This is a genomic window from Micromonospora sp. NPDC005237 (genome assembly GCF_040607775.1).
GTDB lineage: Bacteria > Actinomycetota > Actinomycetes > Mycobacteriales > Micromonosporaceae > Micromonospora.
Window position 1 is genome coordinate 797,633 of sequence record NZ_JBEXHJ010000001.1, and the last position, 25,221, is coordinate 822,853.

The 25,221-nt window shown below is 73.2% G+C and carries 21 protein-coding genes; 13 read left to right on the forward strand and 8 right to left on the reverse strand.

From position 1 onward, the window contains the following. Positions 1 to 194 precede the first annotated feature (194 nt). Positions 195 to 863: a DUF998 domain-containing protein gene (locus tag ABZT87_RS03840; RefSeq protein WP_354857598.1), complete on the reverse strand. Its 669-nt coding sequence runs from the start codon at positions 861 to 863 to the stop codon at positions 195 to 197. Further along, positions 856 to 1,821 carry a glutathione S-transferase C-terminal domain-containing protein gene (locus ABZT87_RS03845; protein WP_355133431.1) on the reverse strand — a complete coding sequence of 322 codons (966 nt, stop codon included), beginning with the start codon at positions 1,819 to 1,821 and terminating at the stop codon, positions 856 to 858. Before ABZT87_RS03845 ends, ABZT87_RS03840 begins: the two co-directional genes overlap by 8 nt. Before the next feature lie 108 nt (positions 1,822 to 1,929). Between ABZT87_RS03845 and pcaF the strand changes: the two genes are divergently transcribed. From pcaF to ABZT87_RS03900, 11 genes are all read left to right on the forward strand, one after another. After that, complete coding sequence (pcaF, locus tag ABZT87_RS03850; protein ID WP_355133433.1) at positions 1,930 to 3,135, forward strand: 3-oxoadipyl-CoA thiolase; 1,206 nt, start codon at positions 1,930 to 1,932, stop codon at positions 3,133 to 3,135. 154 nt (positions 3,136 to 3,289) lie between these two features. Next, complete coding sequence (locus tag ABZT87_RS03855; protein ID WP_234584262.1) at positions 3,290 to 4,102, forward strand: SAM-dependent methyltransferase; 813 nt, start codon at positions 3,290 to 3,292, stop codon at positions 4,100 to 4,102. A gap of 5 nt (positions 4,103 to 4,107) precedes the next feature. Beyond that, positions 4,108 to 6,270 carry an EAL domain-containing protein gene (locus tag ABZT87_RS03860; protein ID WP_355133435.1) on the forward strand — a complete coding sequence of 721 codons (2,163 nt, stop codon included), beginning with the start codon at positions 4,108 to 4,110 and terminating at the stop codon, positions 6,268 to 6,270. Then, positions 6,267 to 6,767 carry a DUF456 domain-containing protein gene (locus ABZT87_RS03865; protein ID WP_355133437.1) on the forward strand — a complete coding sequence of 167 codons (501 nt, stop codon included), beginning with the start codon at positions 6,267 to 6,269 and terminating at the stop codon, positions 6,765 to 6,767. The genes ABZT87_RS03860 and ABZT87_RS03865 overlap by 4 nt, the downstream gene beginning before the upstream one ends. Positions 6,768 to 7,067: 300 nt before the next feature. After that, positions 7,068 to 8,654, forward strand: a complete 1,587-nt coding sequence (locus tag ABZT87_RS03870) for an amino acid permease (protein ID WP_355133439.1) — start codon at positions 7,068 to 7,070, stop codon at positions 8,652 to 8,654. Positions 8,655 to 8,781: 127 nt separating this feature from the next. Then, a complete protein-coding gene (locus tag ABZT87_RS03875) occupies positions 8,782 to 10,146 on the forward strand; it encodes a glutamine synthetase family protein (protein WP_355133441.1) in 1,365 nt (454 codons plus the stop codon). A gap of 87 nt (positions 10,147 to 10,233) precedes the next feature. Then, a complete protein-coding gene (locus tag ABZT87_RS03880; protein ID WP_355133443.1) occupies positions 10,234 to 11,589 on the forward strand; it encodes an aldehyde dehydrogenase family protein in 1,356 nt (451 codons plus the stop codon). 5 nt (positions 11,590 to 11,594) lie between these two features. Beyond that, positions 11,595 to 12,362, forward strand: a complete 768-nt coding sequence (locus tag ABZT87_RS03885; RefSeq protein WP_354857619.1) for a 3-oxoacyl-ACP reductase — start codon at positions 11,595 to 11,597, stop codon at positions 12,360 to 12,362. 55 nt (positions 12,363 to 12,417) lie between these two features. Next, positions 12,418 to 13,173, forward strand: a complete 756-nt coding sequence (locus ABZT87_RS03890; RefSeq protein WP_355133445.1) for a gamma-glutamyl-gamma-aminobutyrate hydrolase family protein — start codon at positions 12,418 to 12,420, stop codon at positions 13,171 to 13,173. 46 nt (positions 13,174 to 13,219) lie between these two features. Beyond that, positions 13,220 to 13,771, forward strand: coding sequence for a pyridoxamine 5'-phosphate oxidase family protein (locus tag ABZT87_RS03895; RefSeq protein WP_355133447.1), 552 nt, complete (start codon positions 13,220 to 13,222; stop codon positions 13,769 to 13,771). Positions 13,772 to 13,966: 195 nt separating this feature from the next. After that, positions 13,967 to 17,626, forward strand: a complete 3,660-nt coding sequence (locus ABZT87_RS03900; RefSeq protein WP_355133449.1) for a SpoIIE family protein phosphatase — start codon at positions 13,967 to 13,969, stop codon at positions 17,624 to 17,626. A gap of 48 nt (positions 17,627 to 17,674) precedes the next feature. On the opposite strand, the gene ABZT87_RS03905 is transcribed toward ABZT87_RS03900, so the two are convergent. Beyond that, positions 17,675 to 17,989, reverse strand: coding sequence for an STAS domain-containing protein (locus tag ABZT87_RS03905; RefSeq protein ID WP_354857627.1), 315 nt, complete (start codon positions 17,987 to 17,989; stop codon positions 17,675 to 17,677). A gap of 95 nt (positions 17,990 to 18,084) precedes the next feature. Here ABZT87_RS03905 and map point away from each other — a divergent pair, with 95 nt between their 5' ends. Then, a complete protein-coding gene (gene map, locus ABZT87_RS03910) occupies positions 18,085 to 18,942 on the forward strand; it encodes a type I methionyl aminopeptidase (RefSeq protein WP_355066861.1) in 858 nt (285 codons plus the stop codon). Then, entirely contained in the window at positions 18,939 to 19,652 is a 714-nt protein-coding gene (locus ABZT87_RS03915) for a VIT1/CCC1 transporter family protein (protein WP_355133451.1), read from the forward strand. Before map ends, ABZT87_RS03915 begins: the two co-directional genes overlap by 4 nt. Positions 19,653 to 19,658: 6 nt before the next feature. On the opposite strand, the gene ABZT87_RS03920 is transcribed toward ABZT87_RS03915, so the two are convergent. The 5 genes from ABZT87_RS03920 to ABZT87_RS03940 all read right to left on the reverse strand — a co-directional run bounded on the left by ABZT87_RS03920 (position 19,659) and on the right by ABZT87_RS03940 (position 25,201). Further along, complete coding sequence (locus ABZT87_RS03920; RefSeq protein WP_355133453.1) at positions 19,659 to 20,396, reverse strand: nucleotidyltransferase domain-containing protein; 738 nt, start codon at positions 20,394 to 20,396, stop codon at positions 19,659 to 19,661. Between the two features lie 93 nt (positions 20,397 to 20,489). Next, positions 20,490 to 20,990, reverse strand: a complete 501-nt coding sequence (locus ABZT87_RS03925; protein ID WP_354857637.1) for a nitroreductase/quinone reductase family protein — start codon at positions 20,988 to 20,990, stop codon at positions 20,490 to 20,492. 91 nt (positions 20,991 to 21,081) lie between these two features. Then, a complete protein-coding gene (locus tag ABZT87_RS03930) occupies positions 21,082 to 23,811 on the reverse strand; it encodes an FtsX-like permease family protein (RefSeq protein ID WP_355133455.1) in 2,730 nt (909 codons plus the stop codon). 56 nt (positions 23,812 to 23,867) lie between these two features. After that, positions 23,868 to 24,602 carry an ABC transporter ATP-binding protein gene (locus ABZT87_RS03935; RefSeq protein ID WP_355066859.1) on the reverse strand — a complete coding sequence of 245 codons (735 nt, stop codon included), beginning with the start codon at positions 24,600 to 24,602 and terminating at the stop codon, positions 23,868 to 23,870. Further along, positions 24,599 to 25,201, reverse strand: a complete 603-nt coding sequence (locus tag ABZT87_RS03940; protein WP_355066858.1) for a PadR family transcriptional regulator — start codon at positions 25,199 to 25,201, stop codon at positions 24,599 to 24,601. Before ABZT87_RS03940 ends, ABZT87_RS03935 begins: the two co-directional genes overlap by 4 nt. Positions 25,202 to 25,221: the final 20 nt, after the last annotated feature.

A 25,221-nucleotide genomic window follows, 5' to 3' on the forward strand; every position in this document is an offset into this window, starting at 1 on the left:
GAAGGGCATGAAGTGTCCAATTGTCTGTTCTGGTCGGGGTAGGCGCGAGGAGGGCGGCTACGCCGGACAGATGCCGCTGGCCTGCAGTCGGAGATCGACATACAGGCGAACGGTGAGGCCCCAGACATTGGTCATCGCTCGCCGACAGTACGCCGATCAGCGCGATCTGCAAGGAACGGCGGCCGTGACGCTCCTTACAAGCCCCGCTCGCGGCGGGCCAGGGCCAGGGCCGTGCCGGTGGCCACGCCCCACAGCACCGCGAGCCCGAGAACCAGCCGCTCCACCACGCCGACCAGGGCGCCCCGGCCGACCACGAGCATGGCCAGGCCGACCGTCGCGCACAGCGGCAGGGCGAGCGCGGCCGTGCCGGCCGCCAACCGGCGGACCACCGGCCCGGCCGGCCCGGACACGGCCAGCGCGATCATGGCGAGGACCACCGCCGCCGTCGCCGCGATGCTCGCGCCCCCGTGCACCAGGTCGGCCACCGTGGTGCGCTCGAACGGCGGCAGTGGGCAGCCGGCGGAGCAGGTCACCGCCCCGGACACCGCGGTGAGCACCGCGCCGGTGGCGAGCAGCGCCGGCGCCACCCGCACCCCGGGAGGCAGCGCCGCGGCGATCAGCAGCAACGCGCCGGCCAGGGCGAGGACCCCGATCCGGTACGTCACGGCGTGCGCGCTGCCAGCGATGCCCGCCTCGCTCACGTACCCGGTGAGACCGGGACCGGGACCGGCGACGACCGCGACCGTCACCGCGACCGCGCCGGCCACCGCGCAGCCGGCTGCGGCGGACCCGGCGACCCGGCGGGCGACGTCCCCGCGGGCGACGGGTGCCGTCGCGGTGCCGGCCCGCCCCGGCTCAGCCACGCCCGTGCGGCGTCGTCCAACCGGACTCGTCGGGCCCCAGCGGCACGATGCCGGTCGGGTTGATCTCCCGGTGGGTGCCGTAGTAGTGCCGCTTGATGTGGTCGAAGTCCACCGTCTCGCCGAAGCCCGGGGTCTGGAACAGGTCCCGGGCGTACGCCCAGAGCACCGGCATCTCGGTCAGCTTGCTGCGGTTGCACTTGAAGTGCCCGTGGTACGCGGCGTCGAAGCGCACCAGCGTGGTGAACAGCCGCACGTCGGCCTCGGTGATCGCGTCTCCCATCAGGTAGCGCTGCCCGGCCAGGCGTTCGGACAGCGCGTCCAGTCGGGCGAAGAGCGCCCGGAACGCCTCGTCGTACGCCTCCTGCGAGGTGGCGAACCCGCACCGGTAGACGCCGTTGTTGACGTCGTGGTGGATCTCGGCCATCAGCGCGTCCATCTCCGGGCGCAGCGCGACCGGGTACAGGTCGGGTGCGCCGGGCGCGTGCAGCGACCGCCACTCGGTGGAGAAGTCGAGGGTGAGCTGCGGGTAGTCGTTGGTGACCACCCGTCCGGTCAGCGTGTCGACAAGCGCCGGCACGGTCACCCGGCCGGTGTAGTCCTCGTCGGTGGCCAGGTACGCCTCGGAGAGGAAGCTGACACCGAGGACCGGGTCGAAGCCGTCCGGGTCGAGGGCGAACGCCCAGCCCCGCTCGTCCCGGATCGGGTCGACGGTGCCCAGCGAGATCGCGTCGTCCAGCCCGAGCAGGCCGCGCACGATCCTCGCCCGGTGCGCCCACGGGCACGCGCGGCACCAGATCAGCCGGTACCGGCCGGCCTCCAGTGGCCAGCGGTCCTGTTCGTCCGGGCCGCCACCCGGCGGGGAGGTCGAGTGGGGGGTGACCCGACCGGTGAAGCGGTTGGGCTGGCGGACGAAAGCGCCACCACGGCTGGTCTCTGCGCTGAACTGGGCCCGGGCCATGCCGCCAACCTATCCGCTGGGAGCGTGGATATCCTGGCGGCTGGGGAGTCCCCCCGCGACCCGGTGGACGCCCGCACCCCCACCCTTCCCACCCCCGAAGGACTCGCGATGACCGTGGCATACCTGGTGGCCGGTGTCCGTACCCCCATCGGCCGGTACGCCGGCGCGCTGGCCGGCGTCCGCCCCGACGACCTGGCCGCACACGTGATCCGCGAGCTGGTCGCCCGGCACCCGTCGGTGGACTGGGCCCGCGTCGACGACGTCGTGCTCGGCTGCGCGAACCAGGCCGGCGAGGACAACCGCAACGTGGCCCGGATGGCGGCGCTGCTCGCCGGCCTGCCCGAGGAGGTGCCGGGCAGCACCGTCAACCGGCTCTGCGGCTCCGGCCTGGACGCCCTCGCCACCGCCGCCCGGTCCATCGTGGCCGGCGAGGCGGACCTGGCGGTCGCCGGTGGGGTGGAGAGCATGAGCCGGGCGCCGTTCGTCGTGCCGAAGGCGACCTCGGCGTACTCCCGCTCGGCCGAGATGTATGACACGACCCTGGGCTGGCGGCTGGTCAACCCGCTGATGCGTGACGGCTGGGGGGTCGACTCGATGCCGGAGACGGCGGAGAACGTGGCCGCCGAGTACGGCGTCGACCGGGCCGAGCAGGACGCCTTCGCGTACCGCTCGCAGCAGCGCGCCGCCAAGGCGCAGGCCGACGGCCGGTTCGCCGAGGAGATCGTGCCGGTGTCCGTGCCGGCCGGTCGCCGGGAGACCCGACTGGTCGAGGTCGACGAGCACCCCCGGGAGACGTCGCTGGAGAAGCTGGCCGCGCTGCCCACCCCGTTCCGCGACGGCGGCACGGTGACCGCCGGCAACTCCTCGGGCGTCAACGACGGCGCGGTCGCGCTGCTGGTTGCCAGTGAAGCGGCGGTGCAGCGGTACGGCCTCACCCCGCTGGCCCGCATCGGCGGCGCGGCGACGGCAGGCGTACCGCCGCGGATCATGGGAATCGGCCCGGTGCCGGCCACCCGCAAGCTGCTCGACCGGGTCGGCGTGGAGCTGGGCGCGGTGGACGTCATCGAGTTGAACGAGGCGTTCGCCGCGCAGTCCGTGGCGGTGCTGCGCGAGTTGGGGTTGCCGGTCGACGCCGAGCACGTCAACCCGAACGGTGGCGCGATCGCGCTCGGGCATCCGCTGGGCGCCAGCGGCGCGCGGCTGGCGCTGACCGCCGCCCTGGAGCTGCGCCGTCGCGGCGGCCGCCGGGCCCTCGCCACCATGTGCATCGGCGTCGGGCAGGGCATCTCGCTGCTGCTGGAGTCGGCCGCCTGAGCGCGGAAAGTTACGTGAAGGGATCTGCCGTACGTGGGAGTTGTCGGCCTAGAGTGGTCCACACCACACGACCCGCGGGGTCGGCCGGCGGTCGCGCGCGCTCGTCGACGCCGGTGCCGCCTCGCGCCGCGGCGACGAACTGGGGAGCACACCGATGCCGGACGCACTGCCGACCGAGATTGACCTGACCAGGCCGAGCGCGGCCCGGGTGTACGACTACTTCCTGGGCGGGGCGCACAACTTCGAGGTCGACCGGCAGTTGGCCGAGCAGATCGCCAGCATGACCCCGAATCTCGCCGCCACCATGCGCTCCGGTCGGGAGTTCCTGCGCCGAGCCGTCCGGGTGCTGCTCGACGCCGGCATCGACCAGTTCCTCGACATCGGCTCCGGCATTCCGACCGTGGGCAACGTGCACGAGGTGGCCCAGGCGGCCAACCCGAAGGCCCGGGTGGTCTACGTCGACATCGACCCGGTCGCCGTCGCGCACAGCCGTGAGCTGCTCGCCGGCAATGACCTGACCGGGGTGATCCACGCCGACCTGCGCGAGCCGGAGCGCATCCTTGCCGAGACCCGGCGGCTCGGGCTGATCGACTTCAGTCGACCGATGGGCATCCTGCTGGCCGGGGTGGTGCACTTCATCCCGGACGCCGACGGTCCCGAGGAGATCCTGTCCACCCTGCGGGCCGCCGCCGCGCCGGGCAGCTTCCTGGTCATCTCGCACTCGACCTTCGAGGACCAGCCGCAGGAGATGCTGGACGCCCAGCGACTCTCCGCCCGGACGGCCACCGAGATCACCCTGCGCTCCCGCGCGCAGGTCACCGGCTTCTTCGGCGACTGGACGGTGCTCGAACCGGGCGTGGTGCACATGCCACTGTGGCGTCCCGACTCGCCGGCCGACGTGGATGAGCACCCCGAGCGGTTCGGCGCCTTCGGGGGCGTGGCCCGGTACGACCAGCCCGCCGGCTGATTCCAGTGGCCGCCGTCCCGGACCCCACCGGGGTCGACGTCGGCCGGGGCGGCGCCCAGGGCTACGCCGCCGACTGGGCCCGCGCCGTACGCCGCATCGGTTTCGTGCCGCTCAGCGCGGCCGAGACCGAGCGGCTGCTGCTGCTGCACACCGTCCGGCTGGCCCAGGTGGTGCGGGCCGAGCCGTTCAGCACCCGTCCCGCCGAGGAGGTCGGGCGGGCGCTGGTGGAGGCGCACCTGACCGAGCCGCGGGCGTTGGAGTGGTCGCTGCGCGCGCTCGGCGACGACTTCCCCGATCGGGTCCTGGCGTCCGGCGACCGGCCGGCCGACCTGGGCGAGCGGATCGCGGCGGTGCAGGGCGGGTTGGCCGCCGGGTTCGCCCGCGCGCTGCGCGACCGCACCTTCACCCAGCAGGAGCGCATCGCCCGCTCGGCCTGGCAGGCCCGCGACGAGGTCGAGCAGGCGCTGCGGGACAGTGAGGCGCGGTTCCGGGCGGTCTTCACCGGCGCGGCGATCGGGATCGGGATCGCCGGGGTGGATGGCCAGATCATCGACGTCAACACGGCGTTCGCCGACATGCTCGGCTACTCGATCGAAGAGCTGTGCGAGATGAACGTGGCGCAGCTGTTCCACGCCGACGACGCCGCCGGCATGTGGGAGCTGTACCAGGAGCTGATCGAGGGCAAGCAGGACTCGGTCCGGGTGGAGAAGCGCTACCACCGCAAGGACGGCAGCGTCGTCTGGACGGACCTGGCCGTCTCGTTGATCCGGTACGACGACGGGCGACCCCGGTTCACCGTCGCCATGATCGAGGACATCACCGAGCGGTACGAACTCCAGCAGCGGCTGCGTTTCCAGGCGCTGCACGACCCGCTGACCGGGCTGCCCAACCGGACCCTGTTCTTCGAGACGCTGGGCCGGGTCTTCGACACCGCCGGGCCCGGTCAACGGGTCGGGGTGTGCTTCCTCGACCTGGACGGCTTCAAGGCGATCAACGACAGCCTCGGCCACGACCTCGGCGACCGGCTGTTGGTGGCGATCGGCAGGCGGCTCGCCGAGTGCGTGGCCGACCACGGCCACCTGGTCGCCCGGATGGGCGGCGACGAGTTCGTCATCCTGGTCGACGGCGGCGACGACGTCGACGACGCGGTGGCCGTGGCGGAGGCCGCGCTTGCCGCCGTCGCCGCCCCGGTGCATCTCGGCGACCAGCAGTTGGCGGTCTCCGCCAGCGTGGGCATCGTGGACTGCCCGGCCGCGGAGACCACCGCCTCGGAGCTGATGAAGGCCGCCGACACGACGCTCTACTGGGCCAAGGCGGCCGGCCGCGGCCGGTGGGCGGTGTACGACCCGGAGCGCAGCGCCCGCGACCTCGCCCGGTCGGCGCTGGTCGCCGGGCTGCCGGCCGCGCTGGACCGGGGCGAGTTCGTGCTGCACTACCAGCCGATCGTGTCGCTGCTGGAGGGCACGATGCTCGCGGTGGAGGCGCTGGTCCGCTGGGAGCACCCGGAGCTGGGCCTGATCGGCCCGGACCGGTTCATCGGCCTCGCCGAGGAGACCGGCCTGATCGTCCGGCTCGGCGAGTGGGTGCTGCGGCGGGCCTGCCACGACGCCGAACGCTGGCGGCGGGAGTTCCCCGAGGCCCGGCTGGTGGTCAGCGTCAACCTGGCCGCCCGGCAGGCCGACGACCCGGCGATCGTCGCGACGGTGGCGGACGCGCTGGCCACCAGCGGCCTGCCGGCGGAGCTGTTGCAGCTGGAGTTGACCGAGAGCGCCGTGATGGGCAGCGCCGGCGAGCCGCTGCGCAGCCTGCACCGACTCGCGGCGCTGGGCATCCGGCTGGCGGTCGACGACTTCGGCACCGGGTACTCCAACCTCGCGTACCTGCGGCGGCTGCCGATCCACTGCCTGAAGCTGGCCGGCCCGTTCGTCGAGGGCATCCGCGCCGACGGGACGGACGCGGTGGCGGACCACCGCGACGAGCGGATCGTCGACGCGTTGGTCCGGTTGGCGCACGCGCTGGAGCTGTGGGTCACCGCCGAGGCGGTGGAGACCCCGGTGCAGGCCGAGCGGCTGCGGGCGCTGCGCTGCGACACCGGGCAGGGGCGGTACTTCGGCGCACCGTCGCCGGCCGAGGAGATCACCGCCCGGCTGCGGCGGGCGACGGCGTGAGCCTGAACGACTCGCAGACGGTGGTGACCGTGGTGGCCGCGCTGGCCATCCTGGCCGGGCTGGCTGGCGTGGTGGTGCCCGGCCTGCCGGCGCTGCCGCTGTGCTGGGGTGGGGTACTGGTCTGGGCGATCTTCGGTGGTGCCGGCCCGGGTGGCTGGGCGGTGTTCGCCGCCGCGACACTGGTCGCGGTCGGAGGCATCGTCGTGAAGTACCTGTGGCCGGGGAGGAACCTCAAACGCACCGGCGTGCCGACGTGGTCCCTGCTGGCCGGGGGCGCGCTCGGCCTGGTGGGGTTCTTCGTGATCCCCGTCATCGGTCTGCTGCTGGGCTTCGTCGCGGGAGTGTGGGCCGCGGAGCGGCTGCGGCTGGGCAGCAACCGGCTCGCCTGGCCGTCCACCGTGCAGGCGCTCAAGGCGGCTGGCCTGTCCATGCTGGTGGAATTCCTGGCCGGCCTGACCATCGGCGCCCTCTGGGTAACCGGCCTCCTACTAACCTGACCCACCCCCCGCACCCGGGAGCGGAGGGGGCGGCGCGGGGCATTTGTGGGTACGGCGGTTGCCGTACGGAGAGAGAGGCGTGCCCCGCGCCGCCGCGGTGCCGGGCGGTCCGAGCGCCCGGTGGTGGCCCGTCGCGATCGGGCCTGGTCACGAGGTCAAGCATGCGGGCGGGCTGGACGGGCGGCAACGCAATTAGCCGGGACGGCGGTGAGATTCCCACCGGCGCTGTATTGACCTGTCTTGATCGGCGGGACGACACTTTGCGCACTCGTTCGCGGAACCACCTCAGGGAGGTGTGCAGTGGCCACGACGCCCGTGCCGACCGCAGAGCAACCGATCGACGACGACGCCCGACGACTCGCCGAACTCGGCTACAAGCAGGAGCTGCGCCGCAAGTGGAGTGGCTTCTCCAACTTCGCCATCTCGTTCTCCATCATCTCGATCCTGGCCGGCTGCTTCACCACCTTCGGCCAGGCGTGGAACAACGGCGGGCCGGTCGCCATCTCCTGGGGCTGGCCGCTGATCTCACTGTTCATCCTGATCATCGGGTTCTGCATGGCCGAGCTGGTGTCGGCCTACCCGACGGCGGGCGGAATCTACTGGTGGGCGGCGACCATGGGCCGCCCGGTGCACGGCTGGTTCACCGGCTGGTTGAACCTCATCGGCCTGGTCGCGGTCACCGCCTCGGTCGACTACGGCTGCGCGACCTTCCTCAACCTCACCCTGTCGGCGCTCTTCGACGGCTGGGCCGGGACGCTGCGGCAGGCGTTCGTCCTCTTCGTGATCATCTTGGCGCTGCACGGCCTCATCAACATCTTCGGGCACCGGATCATCGACGTACTCCAGAACGTCTCGGTCTGGTGGCACGTGGCCGGCGCGGCAGTCGTGGTGGCCATCCTGGTGTTCGTTCCGGACGATCACCAGAGCTTCCAGTTCGTGTTCACCGAGCGGTTCAACAACTCGGGCTTCGGGGACGGGGACACCGGCGGGCTGACGTTCTGGTTCTACGTGCTGCCGCTGGGCTTCCTGCTCACCCAGTACACGATCACCGGCTTCGACGCCTGCGCGCACGTCTCCGAGGAGACCCGGGGCGCCTCGCAGGCCGCCGCGCGCGGGCTCTGGCAGTCGATCTTCTATTCGGCGGTCGGCGGTTGGATCCTGCTGCTGGCGTTCCTGTTCGCGGCCACCGACGTCGAGGCGGTCAACGCCGCCGGCGGCTTCTCCGGCGCCATCTTCGAGTCCGCCCTGACTCCGGTCTTCTTCAAGATCGTCATCATCATCTCCACGATCGGGCAGTTCTTCTGCGGGATGAGCTGCATCACCTCGATGAGCCGGATGGCGTACGCCTTCAGTCGGGACCGTGCGGTGCCGGGTTGGCGGCTCTGGTCGAGAGTGAACCGCAACGGCACCCCGGTCAACGCGATCATCGGCACCACGATCGCCGGCCTGGTGCTGACCCTGCCGGCGCTCTACGAGAGCTCGACCGGCATCCCGATCGCCTTCTACGCGGTGGTCTCCGTCGCGGTGATCGGCCTCTACCTGTCCTTCCTCATCCCGATCGCGCTGCGGCTGCGCCTCGGCGACCGGTTCGTACCCGGCCCGTGGACGCTGGGGCGCAAGTACAAGCTGCTCGGCTGGATCGCGGTCATCGAGATCGCGGTCATCGCCGTGTACTTCGTGCTGCCGATCGTGCCGGCCGGCGTGCCCGGCAACGACGACTTCACCTGGTCGGCGGTGAACTACGCGCCGCTCGCCGTGGGCGGGGTGCTGCTGGTGGTCGCGGTCTGGTGGTACGCCTCGGCCCGGAAGTGGTTCGCCGGCCCGGTGCGTACCGTCGAGGAACCCGCGCCGGCGGCCGACCCGGCGCCGGTCGACGGCCCGGCCTGACACCCGCCCGGCGGGACGGTCATCGCGGCCGTCCCGCCGGTGCGGTCACCGGGTTTGCCGCCCTCGGCCTCGGGGGCATTGACGGTGATCCGGTTTGCCAGTAGACCTTGGTGATGGAGGCCCGCGAATGACGAAAGCTCCGCTCACGCTGGAACAACTGCGGGTCGCCGTCGCCGAGGGCGAGATCGACACCGTCGTGCTGGCCCTCGTCGACATGCAGGGCCGCCTGCAGGGCAAACGGTTCCACGCGCCGTTCTTCCTCGACCAGGTGGTGGCCAACGGCAGCGAGGGCTGCAACTACCTGCTCGCCGTGGACGTCGACATGAACACCGTCGACGGGTACGCGATGTCGAGTTGGGAGCGCGGCTACGGCGACTTCGCGATGGTGCCGGATTTCGCCACCCTGCGTCGGGTGCCCTGGCAGCCCGGCTCCGCCCTGCTGCTGGCCGACCTGACCTGGCTGGACGGCTCCGGTGACGTGGTCGCCTCGCCCCGGCAGATCCTGCGCCGGCAACTGGACCGGCTGGCCGAGCACGGGCTCACCGCGTACGCCGGCACCGAGCTGGAGTTCGTGCTGTTCCGCGACTCGTACGAGGACGCCTGGCGGCGCGGCTACCGCGACCTCACCCCGGCCAACCAGTACAACGTGGACTACTCGCTGCTCGGCACCGCCCGGGTGGAGCCGCTGCTGCGCCGGATCCGCACCGAGATGGCCGGCGCCGGGCTGACGCCGGAGAGCGCCAAGGGCGAGTGCAACCTCGGCCAGCACGAGATCGCCTTCCGCTACGACGAGGCCGTGGCCTGCGCCGACCACCACGTGATCTACAAGAACGGGGCCAAGGAGATCGCCGCCCAGGAGGGCATGGCGATCACCTTCATGGCCAAGCCGAACGAGCGGGAGGGCAACTCCTGCCACATCCACTTCTCGCTGCGCGAACGGACGGGCGCCTCGGCGATGCTCGGCGACGGGCCGGCGCACCTGTCGGAGACCGGGCAGCGGGTGCTCGCCGGGCTGCTCGCCACCATGCGGGAGTTCAGCCTGCTCTTCGCCCCGAACATCAACTCCTACAAGCGTTACCAGCCGGGCTCGTTCGCCCCGACGGCACTGCGCTGGGGGGTGGACAACCGCACCTGCGCCCTGCGGGTGGTGGGGCACGGGCAGGGCATGCGGGTGGAGAACCGGGTGCCGGGGGCCGACGTCAACCCGTACCTGGCGATCGCCGGGTTGGTCGCGGGCGCGCTGCACGGCATCGAGCGGGAGCTGGAGCTGGGCGAGGAGTGCACCGGCAACGCGTACGACGACCCGCAGGCCGAGCGGGTCCCCGGCACGTTGCGCGACGCACTGGCCCTCTGGGAGGCGTCGACGGTGGCCCGGGAGGCGTTCGGCGACGAGGTGGTCGCCCACTACGCCAACCAGGCGAGGGTGGAGCTGGCGGCCTTCGACGCGGCGGTGACGGACTGGGAGCTGACCCGTGGCTTCGAGCGTCTCTGACCCAGGCTCCGTCCTCCGCGATCTCGCACGTTGTGTCGGTGGTTCGTGCAGCACCTGCAAGATTTCGCAGGGGTAGGGGGTAGCGGCGTGACCGTGGTGGTGGATCCGGCCAGCGGGGAGGGGTTTCGGGAGGTTTCCGGGGCCTCGGTGGCGGAGGTGGACGCGGCGATCGCGCGTGCCGCGACGGCGTTCGAGGCGTGGCGGGTCGTCGCGCCGGGGGACCGGGCCCGGCTGCTGCGGCGGTTCGCCGCCGTCGTCGACGCGCACCTGGACGAGCTGGCCGCGTTGGAGGTCCGCAACTCCGGGCACACCGTCGGCAACGCCCGCTGGGAGGCCGGCAACGTCCGCGACGTGCTGGACTACTACGCCGGAGCGCCCGAGCGGCTGACCGGACGGCAGATCCCCGTGCCCGGCGGCCTGGACGTCACCTTCCACGAGCCGCTCGGCGTGGTCGGGGTGATCGTGCCGTGGAACTTCCCGATGCCCATCGCCGCCTGGGGGTTCGCCCCGGCCCTCGCCGCCGGCAACACAGTGGTGCTCAAACCCGCCGAGCTGACCCCGCTCACCGCGCTGCGCCTGGCCGAGCTGGCGCGCGAGGCCGGCCTGCCCGACGACGTGTTCACCGTCATTCCGGGCGAGGGCGCGGTGGTGGGGGAGCGGTTCGTCAGCCATCCGGCGGTCCGCAAGATCTGCTTCACCGGCTCCACCGAGGTCGGCACCCGGATCATGGCCGGCTGCGCCGCCCAGGTGAAGCGACTCACCCTGGAGTTGGGCGGCAAGAGCGCGAACATCGTGTTCGCCGACGCCGACCTGGAGCGCGCCGCCGCGACCGCGCCGGGCGCGGTCTTCGACAACGCCGGCCAGGACTGCTGCGCACGGTCGCGGATCCTGGTCCAACGCCCGGTGTACGACAGGTTCCTGGAACTGCTCGAACCGGCGGTACGCGCGGTGCGGGTCGAGGACCCGTCCCGGGACACCGCCGAGATGGGTCCGCTGATCTCGGCGGCCCAGCGGGACCGGGTCGCCGGCTACGTGACCGGGGCGACTATCGCCTTTACCGGCTCCCGCCCGGACGGCCCCGGTTTCTGGCACGCGCCGACGGTGCTGCTGGCCGACTCGCCGGCCGACCGGCACTGGCGGGAGGAGATCTTCGGCCCGGTGGTGTCGGTGCTCCCGTTCGACGACGAGGCCGACGCGGTCCGGCTCGCCAATGACACCGAGTACGGCCTCTCCGGCTCGATCTGGACCCGGGACGTGGGCCGCGCGCTGCGGATGGCTCGCGCCGTCGAGGCGGGCAACCTCAGCGTCAACTCGCACTCCTCGGTGCGCTACTGGACCCCGTTCGGTGGGATGAAGCGCTCCGGGCTCGGCCGTGAGCTGGGCCCGGACGCGCTGCACGCCTTCACGGACGTCAAGAACGTGTTCATCGCGACAGAGGAGTGACGCCTGTGCAGGGTCGATTGCAGGACCGGGTGGCAGTGGTCACCGGAGCGGGCAGCGGCATCGGGTTGGCCACCGTGCGGCGGTTCGCCGCCGAGGGGGCCCGGGTGGTCTGCGTGGACATCGACGAGGCGGCCGGCGAGAAGGCCGCCGAGGAGTGCGGCGGCGAGTTCGTCCGCACCGACGTCGCCGACGAGTCGGCGGTCCGCGACCTGTTCGACGGGGTGGCCGACCGGCACGGCCGGGTGGACGTCGCGTTCAACAACGCCGGCATCTCCCCGCCGGACGACGACTCCATCCTGGACACCGGCCTGGACGCGTGGGAACGGGTGCTCCGGGTCAACACCACGAGCGTCTACCTGTGCTGCAAGTACGCGATCCCGCACATGCGCCGCCAGGGCAAGGGCTCGATCATCAACACCGCCTCGTTCGTGGCGCTGATGGGCGCGGCGACGTCGCAGATCGCGTACACCGCCAGCAAGGGCGGAGTGCTGGCGATGACCCGGGAGCTGGGTGTGCAGTTCGCCCGCGAGGGCATCCGGGTCAACGCGCTCTGTCCCGGCCCGGTGGCCACCCCGTTGCTGCTGGAGTTGTTCGCCGCCGACCCGGAGCGGGCTGCCCGCCGACTGGTGCACGTGCCGATGGGCCGCTTCGGGCAGCCGGAGGAGATCGCCGCCGCGGTGGCGTTCCTGGCCAGCGACGACGCCTCGTTCATGACCGCCGCGCAGTTCGTGGTCGACGGCGGGATCACCGGCGCATACGTGACTCCCCTGTGAGCGCGAGGAGTGAGCCGATGTTGCGAGCCCCGCAGTCGCGAACGCTGGCCGTCTGGTGAGGCGGCCGCTGATCGGGATCAGCGCGTACGTCGAGCCCGCCGACTGGGCCGTGTGGCGCGGTGTGCGGGCGGTGCTGGTGCCGGAGGCGTACGTGCGGGCGGTGACCGCTGCCGGTGGTCGTGCGGTGGTGCTGCCCCCGGACGACTCCGACGGTGACGTGCTGGCGGTCCTCGACGGGCTCCTGCTGGCCGGGGGCGCCGACGTCGGTCCCGGGCGGTACGGCCAGCAGCCGCACCCGCGGACCGAGGACCGGCCGGACCGGGACGCCGGTGAGCTGACCCTGCTGACGGCCGCCCTCGCCGCCGACCTGCCGGTGCTGGGTGTCTGTCGGGGAATGCAGCTGCTCGCCGTGGCGTACGGGGGCACCCTGCACCAGCACCTACCCGACGTCGTCGGTTCGGAGGCGCACCGTCCGGCCCCGGGGGTCTACGGCACCCATCCGGTGCGGTTCGCGCCGGGGAGTCTGGCGGCGAGGACGCTGGCCGGGGTGGACCGGGTCAACTCGTACCACCATCAGGCGGTCGCCACGCCGGGGCGGCTCGCGGTCAGCGGCTGGGCGGCGGACGGCGTGATCGAGGCGGTTGAGGACCCGGACCGTCCGTTCGTGCTCGGGGTGCAGTGGCATCCGGAGAACGAGCCGGACCCGCGTCCGATCACGGCGCTGGTCCGGGCCGCCCGCCGGCGAGCGTCCGGCCCGCCGGTGCGGGTCCGCCACGAGGGCGTGGACGCGGCGGGGTCGTCGACGGTGTGACGCAGGTCGCCCCGGCGGGGGACGGGCGCGATGGGAGGATCACCGCATGGGCAGGGTCTATCCAGAGATCGACGGTCGTCTGCGGGAGTTCATCGCGGGCCAGCCGGTCTTCTTCGTGGCCACCGCGCCGTCCGGGCCCGAGGGGCACGTCAACGTCTCGCCGAAGGGCATGACGGGCACCTTCGTGATCCTCGGCCCGCACCGGGTGGCCTACCTGGACTACCACGGCAGCGGCGCGGAGACCATCGCCCACCTGCGCGACAACGGCCGCATCACGCTGATGTTCTGCGCGTTCGACGGGCCCCCGAAGATCGTGCGCCTGCACGGCAGGGGCAGCAGCGTCGCGGTGACCGAGGCGGGCTACGCGGATCGGCTCGCCGAGTTTCCCGCGCCGCCGGACGTGCACGCCGTGCGGGCCGTGATCACGGTGGAGGTCGAGCGGGTCAGCGACTCCTGCGGTTATGCGGTGCCGCTGATGGACTACCGCGCGGAGCGTGACCTGTTGCTTACCTCACACTCGCGCCGTACGGCCGATGATCTGGTGACCTACCGCGCCACCAAGAACGCCGCGAGCATCGACGGACTCCCGGTCTTCTGACAGGTCAGGGCGCTCCCGGCGGCCTCCCTGGGCCCGCGTACGCCCCCGCGCTGCCGGGTCGGCGACGGGTGCGGCACGGGTAACCAGCGTCCAAGGGGCGTCATGCGTTACGTTGCTGGTCCGCCGGGGTACAAGTCGGAGCACGGCGCGTGAAGATCAACGGCTGCGGGGTACGGCCGAAGCGGGGGAGGCTGCATGAGCTCGGCCCAGGGGGGCGCGGATGCGGGGCATTCCTTCGCGGACGTCCACGAGATCTCCCCGCTGCTCGCCGCCGCGTACGCGGGCGGCGGTGAGCTGGGTGAGCGACTCCGCGCCTTCGACTGGTCCACCCACCCCCTGGGCGGGCCGTCCGGCTGGCCGGCGGCGCTCTCCAACGCGATCGGCATGATGCTCTCCTCCAGCGCGCAGATCGTCATGTTCTGGGGCGACGACCAGCTCGCCTTCTACAACGACGCCTACCGGCCGACCATCGGCAGCAAGCACCCGCACGTGCTCGGCCAGCCGGCCCGACACCACTGGGCCGAGACGTGGGACGTCCTCGGTCCGCTGCTCGACGGGGTCCGGCGCACCGGGCTCTCCTACCGCGGCGAGGACCACCCCTTCCTGCTGGACCGCTCCGGTTTCGTCGAGCAGACCTACTTTGACGTCTCGTACGACCCGATCCGGGGTGCCGACGGCGCGGTCAGCGGCGTCTACTGCATCGTCAACGAGACCACCGGGCGGGTGGTGGGCGAACGCCGGCTGCGGGCGTTGTCGGAGCTGGGCACCGAGCTGGCCGACGTGATCAGCGCGGGCGAGCTGGGCCGGACCGCCGCCGACGTGCTCGCCCGGCACTCCGCCGACGTGCCGTTCGCGCTGATCTACCTGGCCGACTCCACCGGCCGGTTCACCCTGACCGCCGCCAGCCGCGTCGACCCGGCCGCGGTCAATGTCCCGTCCGACACGGTCGGCGAGCTGGTCGCCGATGGCTCGCCGGCCACCATCGACGTGAGCGGTCTGCTCGCCCAGCCACCGGCCGACGCCGCCGACGTGGCGCTCGTGCTGCCCGTCAAGGCGGCCAACGAGACGGTCGGCGCGCTGGTCGCCGGCGTCGCCCGCCAGCTGCCGCTGGGCGACGAGTACCGCGACTTCCTCGACCTGGTGGCCGCGCAGATCTCCCGCGCGGTGGGCACCCAGCGGGCGTACGAGCAGGAGCGCGCCCGCGCCGCCGAGCTGGCCGCGCTGGACCGGGCGAAGACCAACTTCTTCGCCAACGTCAGCCACGAGTTCCGTACGCCGTTGACCCTGGTGCTCGGCCCGCTGGAGGACATGCTGGCCGACCCGGAGCTGCCCGCCGCCTACACCGACCGGCTCGTCGTGATGCACCGCAACGCGTTGCGCCTGCTCAAGCTGGTCAACACCGTGCTCGACTTCTCCCGACTGGAATCCGGTCGGCTGGCCGCCCGCTACCAGCCCACCGACCTGGCCGGCTACACCGCCCGGCTGGCCAGCACCTTCCGCTCGGCCACCGAGCGCGCCGGGCTGCGCCTGGTGGTGGACTGCCCGCCGCTGCCGGCGCCGGTCTTCATCGACCGGGACATGTGGGAGAAGATCGTCCTCAACCTGGTGTCGAACGCGGTGAAGTTCACCTTCGACGGCGAGATCCGGGTGCGGATCCGGGCCGACGACGCCGTCGCCCGGCTGGAGGTCACCGACACCGGCGTGGGCATCGTGCCGGCCGAGTTGCCGCACGTCTTCGAGCGGTTCCACCGGGTGCCCGGGGTGCGCGCCCGCACCCACGAGGGCACCGGGATCGGGCTCGCGCTGGTCCGGGAACTGGTCGAGATGCACGGCGGCGACGTCGGTGTGACCAGCCAGATCGACGAGGGCAGCACCTTCACGGTGACCGTCCCGTTCGGATCGGCGCACCTGCCCGCCGACCGGGTCGCCGCGTTCGCCCCCCTGCCCACGGGCGAGCCCGAGCAGGCCCGGCTGTACGTGGCGGAGACGGCCCTGTGGGCCGACGAGGACACGCCCGGGCCGGCCGACCCCCGGCCGACCGACGCGGCCCCGGCCGGCCGGATCCTGGTCGTCGACGACAACGTCGACCTGCGCGAGCACGTGACCCGGTTGCTCTCCCCGACCTGGGAGGTGGTCACCGCGAGCGACGGTCTGGCCGCCCTGACGCTGGCCCGTGCGGGCGGGTTCGACCTCGTGCTCACCGACGTGATGATGCCCCGGCTGGACGGGTTCGGCCTGGTCGGCGCGCTGCGCACGGACCCCCGCACCCGCGACGTGCCGATCGTGTTGCTCTCCGCCCGCGCCGGTTCCGCCGAGGCGGTCGCCGGCCTCTCCGTGGGCGCCGACGACTACCTGACCAAGCCGTTCTCCGGGCAGGAGCTGATCGCCCGGGTCCGCGCCAACGTCGAGCTGGGCCAGCTGCGCGGGCAGATCATCCGTCGGCTTCGGGCGCTGGCCGACGCGGCGGTGGCGGTCAACACCGCCCGTTCCACCACCGATGTGCTGCACGTCGCCGCCCGGCACGCGCTCAGCCTCGCCGAGGCCGCCCGGGTCGTGGTCACCGCGGCCGGCGCCCGCGCCGAAGCCGACGGCGGTGGCGTCACCGCCACCGACCCGTCCTTCGTGGCCGCGCTGACCGGCACCACCCGCGAGCAGCTCGGCGAGTTGCGGGTCTGGCAGGCTGCCGGCGACGACGCGCAGGCCGACGAGGCCGCGCTCACCCAGCTGGCCCGGCTGGTCGGGGTGCGGCTGGAGAACGCCCAGCTCTACGAGGCCGAACACCGCATCGCCGCCACGTTGCAGCACAGCCTGCTGCCGAGGTCGCTGCCCCAGATGCCGGGCGCGGTCGTCGCGAGCCGGTACCTGCCGGGCAGCGCCGACGTCGAGGTCGGTGGGGACTGGTACGACGCGATGAGGCTCGACGGAGACGACCTGGTGCTGGTCATCGGCGACGTGGTCGGCAAGGGCGTCCAGGCCGCCGCGGCGATGGGGCAGCTGCGCAACGCGCTGCGGGCGTACCTGCTGGAGGGCTTCGACCCGGGTGAGTCGCTGACCCGGCTCAACCGGTTGGTCGGGTCCACCGAGGGGCGCTCGTTCGCGACAGTGGTCTGCCTGCTGTTCAGCCCTCGTACCGCCCGGCTGCGCTACGCCAGCGCCGGTCATCCGTCCCCCCTGCTGATCCGAGGAGACGACGTGGCGTTCCTGCACGACCGTGCGCTCGGCCCGCCGGTCGGCGTCATCCCCGACACGACGTACCGGACGGTCGAGGGGGAGCTGCCCGCTGGCAGCCGGCTGCTGCTCTACACCGACGGGCTGATCGAGGACCGTCAGCTCGGTATCGACGCCGCGCTGGCGCAGCTGCGCGCCGACGCCGCCACCCCCGGCGAACACGTGGCGGACCTCATCGACACGGTGGTCGAGCGGGTCACCGGGCGGCCGCGCCGCGACGACGTGGCGGTGCTCGCCCTGGAGGCGGCCGAGCTGAACCGGTTCGCGTTGCGGCTGCCGGCGGACCCGACCCGACTGAGCGTGCTGCGCAAGCGCCTGGAGGACTTCCTCGTGGCGCACAACGTCGGCGAGACGGACCTGTTCGACCTGACCGTGGCGGTGTCGGAAGCCGCCGCGAACGCCATCGAGCACCCCGTCCAACCCGCCGAGGCGGTGATCAGCGTCGAGGTGGCCATCGAGGACCGGACGGTGATCGCCACCGTGCGCGACACCGGGCAGTGGCGGGAGTCGACCGACTCCGGGTTCCGGGGGCGCGGCCTGTCACTGATCAAGGCGCTGGGTGACCTGATGGTGCGGCGTACCGACGAGGGCACCGAGGTGACGCTGCGCCGGCAGTTGCAGGGCTGACCCCGGACCCGGTGGCCGGGGTGCCGGCGGCCGGGTGCGTCGGCGATCTCAGACCGGGTCGAGCCAGCCCTGGTCGCCCAGGCCGGAGATCTCCAGCACCCGGCGGACCTGCCGGGACGGCAGCACGGTGAGCGTGCCGGAGAACTGCTGGGCGAGCCGGACCAGAGCGTGGATGGCCGCCGAGTCGAAGAAGGTCACGGCGCGCAGGTCGAGGGTGATCCGACGGGCGGGCTCGCGCAGGGCGGTCTGGAGCATCGTGTCGGCGGTCGCCATGTCGACCTCGCCGGTCACCACCACGCGGAGGTGCTCTCCGTCGATCTCCGCGCTGGCGGAGAAGACGGGTGGTGCTCCCCCTTGATCCACGCAGACACCATGGCACAGCCGACCTGGCAGGGCAACAACCGGGACTGCCCGGCCGTGGCACGGGTCACCAGCTCCTCCGGCGATAGGCTTGGGGCATGACCGTCCGTCCGCCGCTGACCCCAGGCACGCTCTCCCCGATGCGACCGGTGCCCGCCCACATTCCCCGCCCGGAGTACGTGGGTAAGAAGAGCCCGCAGCAGTGGCGCGGCTCGCACGTGCAGACGCCGGAGACCATCGAGAAGATGCGGATCGCCAGCCGGCTCGCCGCCCAGGCGACCCAGCTCGCCGGTGAGCACTGCAAGCCCGGCGTGACCACCGACGAGATCGACCGTCTGGTGCACGAGTTCCTCTGCGACCACGACGCGTACCCGTCGACGCTCGGCTACCGGGGCTACCCCAAGTCCTGCTGCACCAGCGTCAACGAGGTCATCTGCCACGGCATCCCGGACTCCACCGTCCTGACCGACGGCGACATCATCAACGTCGACGTGACCGCGTACATCGGTGGGGTGCACGGTGACACCGACGCCACCTTCTGCGTCGGCGAGGTCAGCGAGGAGGCCCGGTTGCTCGTCGAACGCACCCACGAGGCGATGATGCGCGGCATCCGCGCGGTCGCCCCGGGCCGCCAGATCAACGTGGTGGGCCGGGTCATCGAGTCGTACGCCAAGCGGTTCGGCTACGGCGTGGTCCGCGACTTCACCGGCCACGGGATCGGCGAGACCTTCCACAGCGGGCTCTACGTGCCGCACTACGACAGCCCCCGCCCCACCGACATCATGGAGCCGGGGATGACCTTCACCATCGAGCCGATGATCACCCTCGGCACCTACCAGTACGACATGTGGGACGACGGGTGGACGGTGGTCACCAAGGACCGCAGGTGGACCGCCCAGTTCGAGCACACCATCGTCGTCACCGACGACGGCCACGAGATCCTGACCCTGCCGTGACCGACACTCCCGCGGCCCTGCGCGAGGCACACCACGCGGACGTCTCCGGCGGCTGGCTGCGCCCGGCCGTCTTCGGCGCGATGGACGGGCTGGTCACCAACATCGCCCTCATCGCCGGCGTCGGCGGCGGTGGCGTGTCGCCGCGCAGCATCGTGCTGACCGGGTCCGCCGGCCTGGTGGCCGGTGCGATCTCGATGGGGCTCGGCGAGTACACGAGCGTGCGCTCGGCCAACGAACAGGTCGCCGCCGAGGTGGCCAAGGAGCGGCGCGAGCTGGAGCGGCACCCGGAGGCGGAGGCCCGCGAGCTGGCCGACGCGTGGGTAGCCCGGGGCCTGCCCCGCGACCTCGCCACCCAGGTCGCCGAGGCGGTACGGCGGGACCCGGAGGAGGCGCTGCGGGTGCACGTCCGCGAGGAGTTGGGCGTCGACCCCGACGACCAGCCGAGCCCCTGGGCGGCGGCGATCTCCTCGTTCCTGCTCTTCTCGGTGGGGGCGCTGATCCCGCTGCTGCCGTACCTGCTGGGCGCCACCGAACTCTGGCTGGCGCTCGCCGTGGGTGGGCTCGGCCTGTTCGCCGCCGGTGCCGTGGTGGCCCGGTTCACCAACCGACCCTGGTGGACCAGCGGCCTGCGTCAACTCGTGCTGGGCGCCGCCGCGGCCGGCGCCACCTACCTGGTCGGCTCACTGATCGGAGTGCAGGGCGGGCTGTGACGCCGGTCAACCGGTGAGCAGCTCGTCGATCGTGCCGTCGACCGGGCGGCCACGCGCCGCCAACTCCTCGGCCTGCCGCGCCAGCACCGCGCCGACCTCCGTCATGTCCGCGCCGGCCAACCCCGTGCGCCGCACCGCGTCACCCGGATCACGGAAGTAGGTGCGGCCCAGCAGGCCGGTCACGGTCGCCGCGGCCAACCGCGCCTCACCGAGCATCAGCAACGCCTGGTCCGTCTCGTACCACTCGGCCAACCGGGCGGCCCGGGAGTGCGCCGCGCTACCCCGGTACCAGGCCTGCCGCGCCGCGGTGCTGAACTCCGTCGGCCGGGCCCGGGCGAGCCGGCCGAGATGCTCGTCCCGCAACGTCCGCAGCCAGCTCGTCGGGTCGTAGAGGGACCGGGTGGTGACGTACCGGTCGGCCGTCAGCGGCCACAACGGGGAGAGCACCCGGGCCTGCCCGAGGTAGTCGTCGGCGGCGGCCACGGTCAGATCGACAAGCACCCCGTCCACCCGCCGGGTCGCCGGCGGCGGCCCGGCGCCCGGCCGGTAGGTGACCACCAGCATCCCCACCTCACCGTCCCCGCCACCGTCGTCGTCGCCGTGCGCCAGGGGACCGTGGACCGCGATCGCGAGCACGTCGGCCGGAAACCGCCGCCGGACCACCTCGGCGACCCGCTCCGCCACCGTCCACCGTCGATCGTCGAGGCTCCGGTCGACACCCGACCGCTCACTGCTCGCGCTCACTGGTCAGCCTTTGTTCGCGGCTGCGGGGCTCGCAGGACCGGCTCACTCCTCGCGCTCACGGGTCAACCTCCGCCTGAAGCGACTGGCGTCAGCCTAGCCAGCCGACGGGGGGTCGGCCGGCACGCCGCGCCCGGTCGGCACCAGCCGGAAGATGCGGATCTCCCGGCCGCCGGCCCGCTCGACGTACGTGCGGTACGCCGGCCACTCGGTGACCAGCAGGTGCCACAGGCGGTCCCGTTCGGCCCCGGTGGCCGGGTCGGCCCGCACCGGGAACCGGCGACCCTTCACGTCCACCTCGGCGGCCGGGTCGGCGAGCAGGTTCATCGCCCAACCGGGCTGGTGGGTCTGCCCCCAGTTGGAGCCGATCACCGCGTACGCGTCGCCGTCGGCCACGTAGAGCAGCGGATTGCTGCGCGGCTTGCCCGAGCGGCGACCGGTCGTGGTGATCACGAGGGACGGGAGCACACCGAGCGCGACCACCCGGCCCCGGGTGAGCCGGCCGACGATCCGGTCTGCGGGGACCAGCAGGCGGGCGGCGGACCCGAACCAGCGGTGGTGGCCGAGTCGACGGGTGAGGGTTGCGAGCGCTGACACGCGGCTCAGTCTGCCTGCTGCCCCGCCCCGACGGCACCCCCGGACGGTCCGGTTCCGGCCCCCCGGCCCCCGGCCCCCGGGTGGCCCGGGTTCAGTCCAGGCGCCGTTCGATCGGCAGCCCCGACCGGGTGAACAGGCCCGCGCCGAGCATCGCCACCACCGGCACCAGCACCAGCACGCCCAGCGCCGGCCACGGCACCAGGTACGGGTACGGCTCCCGTGCCGGCCAGGCCGTGGCGTACTCCCGGTTGGCCGAGAACAGCACGATCGCCGCGGTGCCGAGCCCGGCCACGATGCCGAGCACCGAGCCGAGACCGGCGATCACCCCGGCCTGACAGATCGCCAGCAGTCGGCGTACCGCAGGGGCCGCGCCGACCGCGGCGAGGGTGGACAGTTCGGCGCGGCCCTCCGCGGCGGCGAGCGCCGTGGCGATCCCGGCCGCGCCCACCGTGATCATTCCGGCCGCCGCGGCGAGCAGCAGCAGCAGCGGTGAGTCGTCGCGCGGGGCGGCGCCCTGCTCCACCTGGAGGGAGAACGTCCCGAAGGCCCGCAGGTCCTTGGCGAATCGATCCTGCCGGCGCTGGCTGGGCGGCGCCGGAGTGTCGACCACCCAGCCCGCCTGGACGGGGCTCAGACCGAGTTGTCGGGCGGCGGACGCGGAGAGCAGGAGGCGTGGCTGGCCGACCGTGGGCGGCAACGCGTACCCGGGCAGGTCGCGCCGGGTGGTGGTCGGCTCGTCCCGCCCGGCCCGCACCTCGTTGACCTGCACCGTCACCCGGCCGTCGTGCAGGTAGCGCGGGTCGGTCACCACCACGCCCCCGGCGCGCAGCACGGCGGTGGCGGCGGCGGTCGCCGCCGCGTCGGCGCCGGTGAGCAGCGGCAGCGCGCTGCCGTCGTCCACCACTGTCTCGACGCCGTTGCCGAAGTAGTCCGCGGCACGGTTCCGGCAACGCGGGTCGGCCCGCGCCTGGCGACGCTGCGTCGCCGACAGCCTGTCCCCGGGCACAAAGGGGCAGACGCGCTCGGGCGGGATTTCCGGCCCGACGGAGCAGTAGTCCGCCGCGCCGTCGGTCGAGGAGCAGAGCGGCGTGCGTACGGGTGCGACGGCGGTGGCGCCCAGCTGCGCCCGCGCGACGGCGTCGATCTGGGCCAACGTCGGCTCCGGCTGCCGGCCCGGCTCCTGGGGGTTGATGAGGACGTGACCGGTGGGCAGCATCGGCTGGTAGGTGCGCGCGTCGCGGACCCCGTCGCTGGTCAGATATCCGCCGAGCGCGACGCTGCTGGCCACCGCCGCCATCACGGCGCAGATGGCCGGCGCCGCGGCGGCCCGGTTGCGGCTGGCGTCGCGCAGCGCGATGCGGGGTGCCAGCGGCAGCACCCGGCCGAGCCGGGCGAGCGCGCCGATCAACGTCGGCGTGCAACAGACCAGGCCCAGCTCACCGAGGATCAGGCCGGTCAGGATCACCGCCGGCGACGTCCGGGTGGCCCCGAACGCCGCGAGCGCCGCCCCACCGACCACCAGCGTCAACCCGAGGGTCAGGGCGCGGGCCCGGGGCGGCGGCGGGGTACGTCGCCCGGCGAGCCCGGCGACGACGTCCTGCCGGGCCGCCGTCCAGGCCGGCGCGAGCGCGGCCAGCACCCCGGCCAGCACCGCGACCCCGCCGAGCACGACCAGGGCCGAGGGCCAGCAGCGGTACCCGCCGAAGCGGGCGCCGAAGACGTACTGCTCCATGAGTGGACGACCGGCGAACGCCGCGCCGACACCGAGCAGCAACCCCGCCGCGGCGCCCAGCACGCCCAGCACCACCCCGTCGGCGAGCACGACCCGGCGCAGTTGGGCCGCGTCCCCGCCGGCCACGGCGACCAGCGCCAGGTCCCGGCGCCGACGGCGGACCCCCACGGCGAACGCCGGTCCGACCAGCAGCACGACCTCCAGCAACCCCAGACCGGCGATGAGCACGCCGGTGCTCAGGTCGGTGGTGTCCGCGTAGCCGATCCAGCTGCGGGACGACGTCGCCGAGGCGGGCAGGTGGCGCGGCGCGACCACCACCCCGTGGTCGTTGAGCCGCGACACCATCGCCGCGTCGACGACGCCGGGAACGTCGACCAGCCAGCGGCTCTCCGTCTGCGGATCGGCCCGCCCGACGGCCGCCGGGTGCAGCGCCACCACCGGGCCGAGGTCGTCGGGAAACTCGACAACCCCGACCACCGTGTACGTCCTCGCCCGGTCGGCGGTGGCCACGGCGTCGCCCAGGCGTACGTCCAGGCGACGCAGCGCCGCCGGGCTCACCGCGACCTCGCCGGGTTGCTGCGGCGCCCGCCCCGACCGGAACCGCACCAGACTCCGGGCCAGCGGGTCGGCGAGGTCGAGAACCCGCCCCTGCAGGGTCTCGTCGCCTCTCGGGCCCCGCACCGTCACCGGGCCTCCGGCGCGGACCTCGGTGACCCGGCTGCCGGGGCCGAGCAACGCGGTCACCTCGGCGGCGGTGGCCGGGCGGCCGATCGCTGACTGGCTGTCGTCACGGGGATACCAGCTGTCGCCCCACTCGTCCTGGATGACCGGGGTCTCGGCGAACCACCGCAGCTCCGCGTCGGCGACGCCGAGGCGGCGGTCGACACGCTCCTGCGGGGTCAGTTCGGACATGTCGTAGCTCGTGGCGAGGAAGGCCAGCACCAGCACCGGCAGGGCGATCATCGCGAGCACCAGGGCGGTACGCCGACGCGCCCGGCGCGACTCGCGTCGGGCGATCCGCAGCGCCGCCCGCCACGAGCCGGTCAGTTCGGCGAACCGCCGCCGCCCGACGGGCGTGGGCGCTGTCACCGGCCCGACCGCCGGGGGATCGACGCGGCGGCGTGCCAGCGGCGTCCGGCGCAGGGTCAACGGTCGCTGCCGGACAGCAGTTGCTCGACGCTGCCCAGCGGGGCCGTCGTGTCGACCAGCACGCCGTCGCGCAGGAACACCACCCGGTCGGCCCAGCCGGCGTGGCGCGCCTCGTGGGTGACGAGGATGCCTGCGGCGCCCGCGTCGACCCGGCGGCGCAGCAGGTGCAGCACCGCCTCGCCGGTCTGCGAGTCCAGCGCCCCGGTGGGTTCGTCGGCGAGCACCAGCCGCCGCTCGCCGACCAGCGCGCGGGCGATCGCCACCCGCTGCTGCTGACCACCGGAGAGCTGGTCCGGGAAGCGGTCACCCAGCGCCGGCAGGCCCACCTCGGTCAACGCGGCCAGAGCCGCCGCACGGGCCCGCCGGCCGCCGACGCCGTCGAGCTCCAGCGGGAGCGCGACGTTCTCCAACGCGCTCAGGCTGGCCAGCAGGTTGAGCTGCTGGAAGATGTAACCGATGCGGCGGCGGCGCAGCTGGGCCAGCCCGCGGCGATCCAACGCCCCGAGCGGCTGGCCCTCGACCCGGACGTCGCCGCGGGTCGGGCGGTCCAGCCCACCGGCGAGGGCCAGCAGCGTCGACTTGCCCGAACCGGACGGGCCCATCACGGCGACCAGCTCGCCCGGCCGGACGACCAGGCTGACACCGCGCAGCGCGTGGACCGCCGCCGGGCCGGACCCGTGGGTGCGGTGGACGGCGCGCAGCTCCAGCACCGCGTCGTCCGTTCCGCTCACCGTCGCGCCTCCTCGTCGGCCCACCGCGCGCCGTCGGACGCCCCGGGGTCGGGCGGCCGGGTCGGGGGCGGCGTCGGCCCGTTGGGCTGGAGCCGGACCAGACTGGTCTCGCAGTGGTCCAGCCACCGCACCTCAGCCTCGGCCTGGAACACCATCGAGTCCAGCACCAGTCGCCACGGCAGGTCCTCCGGGCGGTCGCTGCCGTACTTCAACCGGGTCAACTCCTGCAACGTGCGCATGGTCGCGCTGCGCTGGGCCTGCACCACCGAGCGGACGTCCACTCCGGGGGTGGTGAGCGCCAGGGCCAGTTTGATCGCCAGCTCGTCGCGGGGGCGGTCGGTGCGGCTGATCGGGGTGGCGAACCACAGCGCGAGGTCCGCCCGACCGGCGTCGGTGATCTCGTACGGGCGCTGCCCGGCCTCGCTCTCCGGCAGCGGGCGCACCAGACCGTCCCGTTCCAGCCGGGACAGCGTGGTGTAGACCTGCCCGATGTTCAGCGGCCAGGTCGAGCCGGTCGACTCCTCGAACGCGGCGCGCAGCTGGTAGCCGTACATCTGGCCGCGTTCGAGAAGGGCGAGTAGCCCGTGACGGATGGACATGGCAACGGAGTATGCATACC

Coding starts and splice junctions, on each gene's coding strand:
- ABZT87_RS03845 (WP_355133431.1), bottom strand. CDS start 1,821: ATGGCCCGGGCCCAGTTCAGCGCAGAGACCAGCCGTGGTGGCGCTTTC.
- pcaF (WP_355133433.1), top strand. CDS start 1,930: ATGACCGTGGCATACCTGGTGGCCGGTGTCCGTACCCCCATCGGCCGG.
- ABZT87_RS03855 (WP_234584262.1), top strand. CDS start 3,290: ATGCCGGACGCACTGCCGACCGAGATTGACCTGACCAGGCCGAGCGCG.
- ABZT87_RS03875 (WP_355133441.1), top strand. CDS start 8,782: ATGACGAAAGCTCCGCTCACGCTGGAACAACTGCGGGTCGCCGTCGCC.
- ABZT87_RS03895 (WP_355133447.1), top strand. CDS start 13,220: ATGGGCAGGGTCTATCCAGAGATCGACGGTCGTCTGCGGGAGTTCATC.
- ABZT87_RS03900 (WP_355133449.1), top strand. CDS start 13,967: ATGAGCTCGGCCCAGGGGGGCGCGGATGCGGGGCATTCCTTCGCGGAC.
- map (WP_355066861.1), top strand. CDS start 18,085: ATGACCGTCCGTCCGCCGCTGACCCCAGGCACGCTCTCCCCGATGCGA.
- ABZT87_RS03940 (WP_355066858.1), bottom strand. CDS start 25,201: ATGTCCATCCGTCACGGGCTACTCGCCCTTCTCGAACGCGGCCAGATG.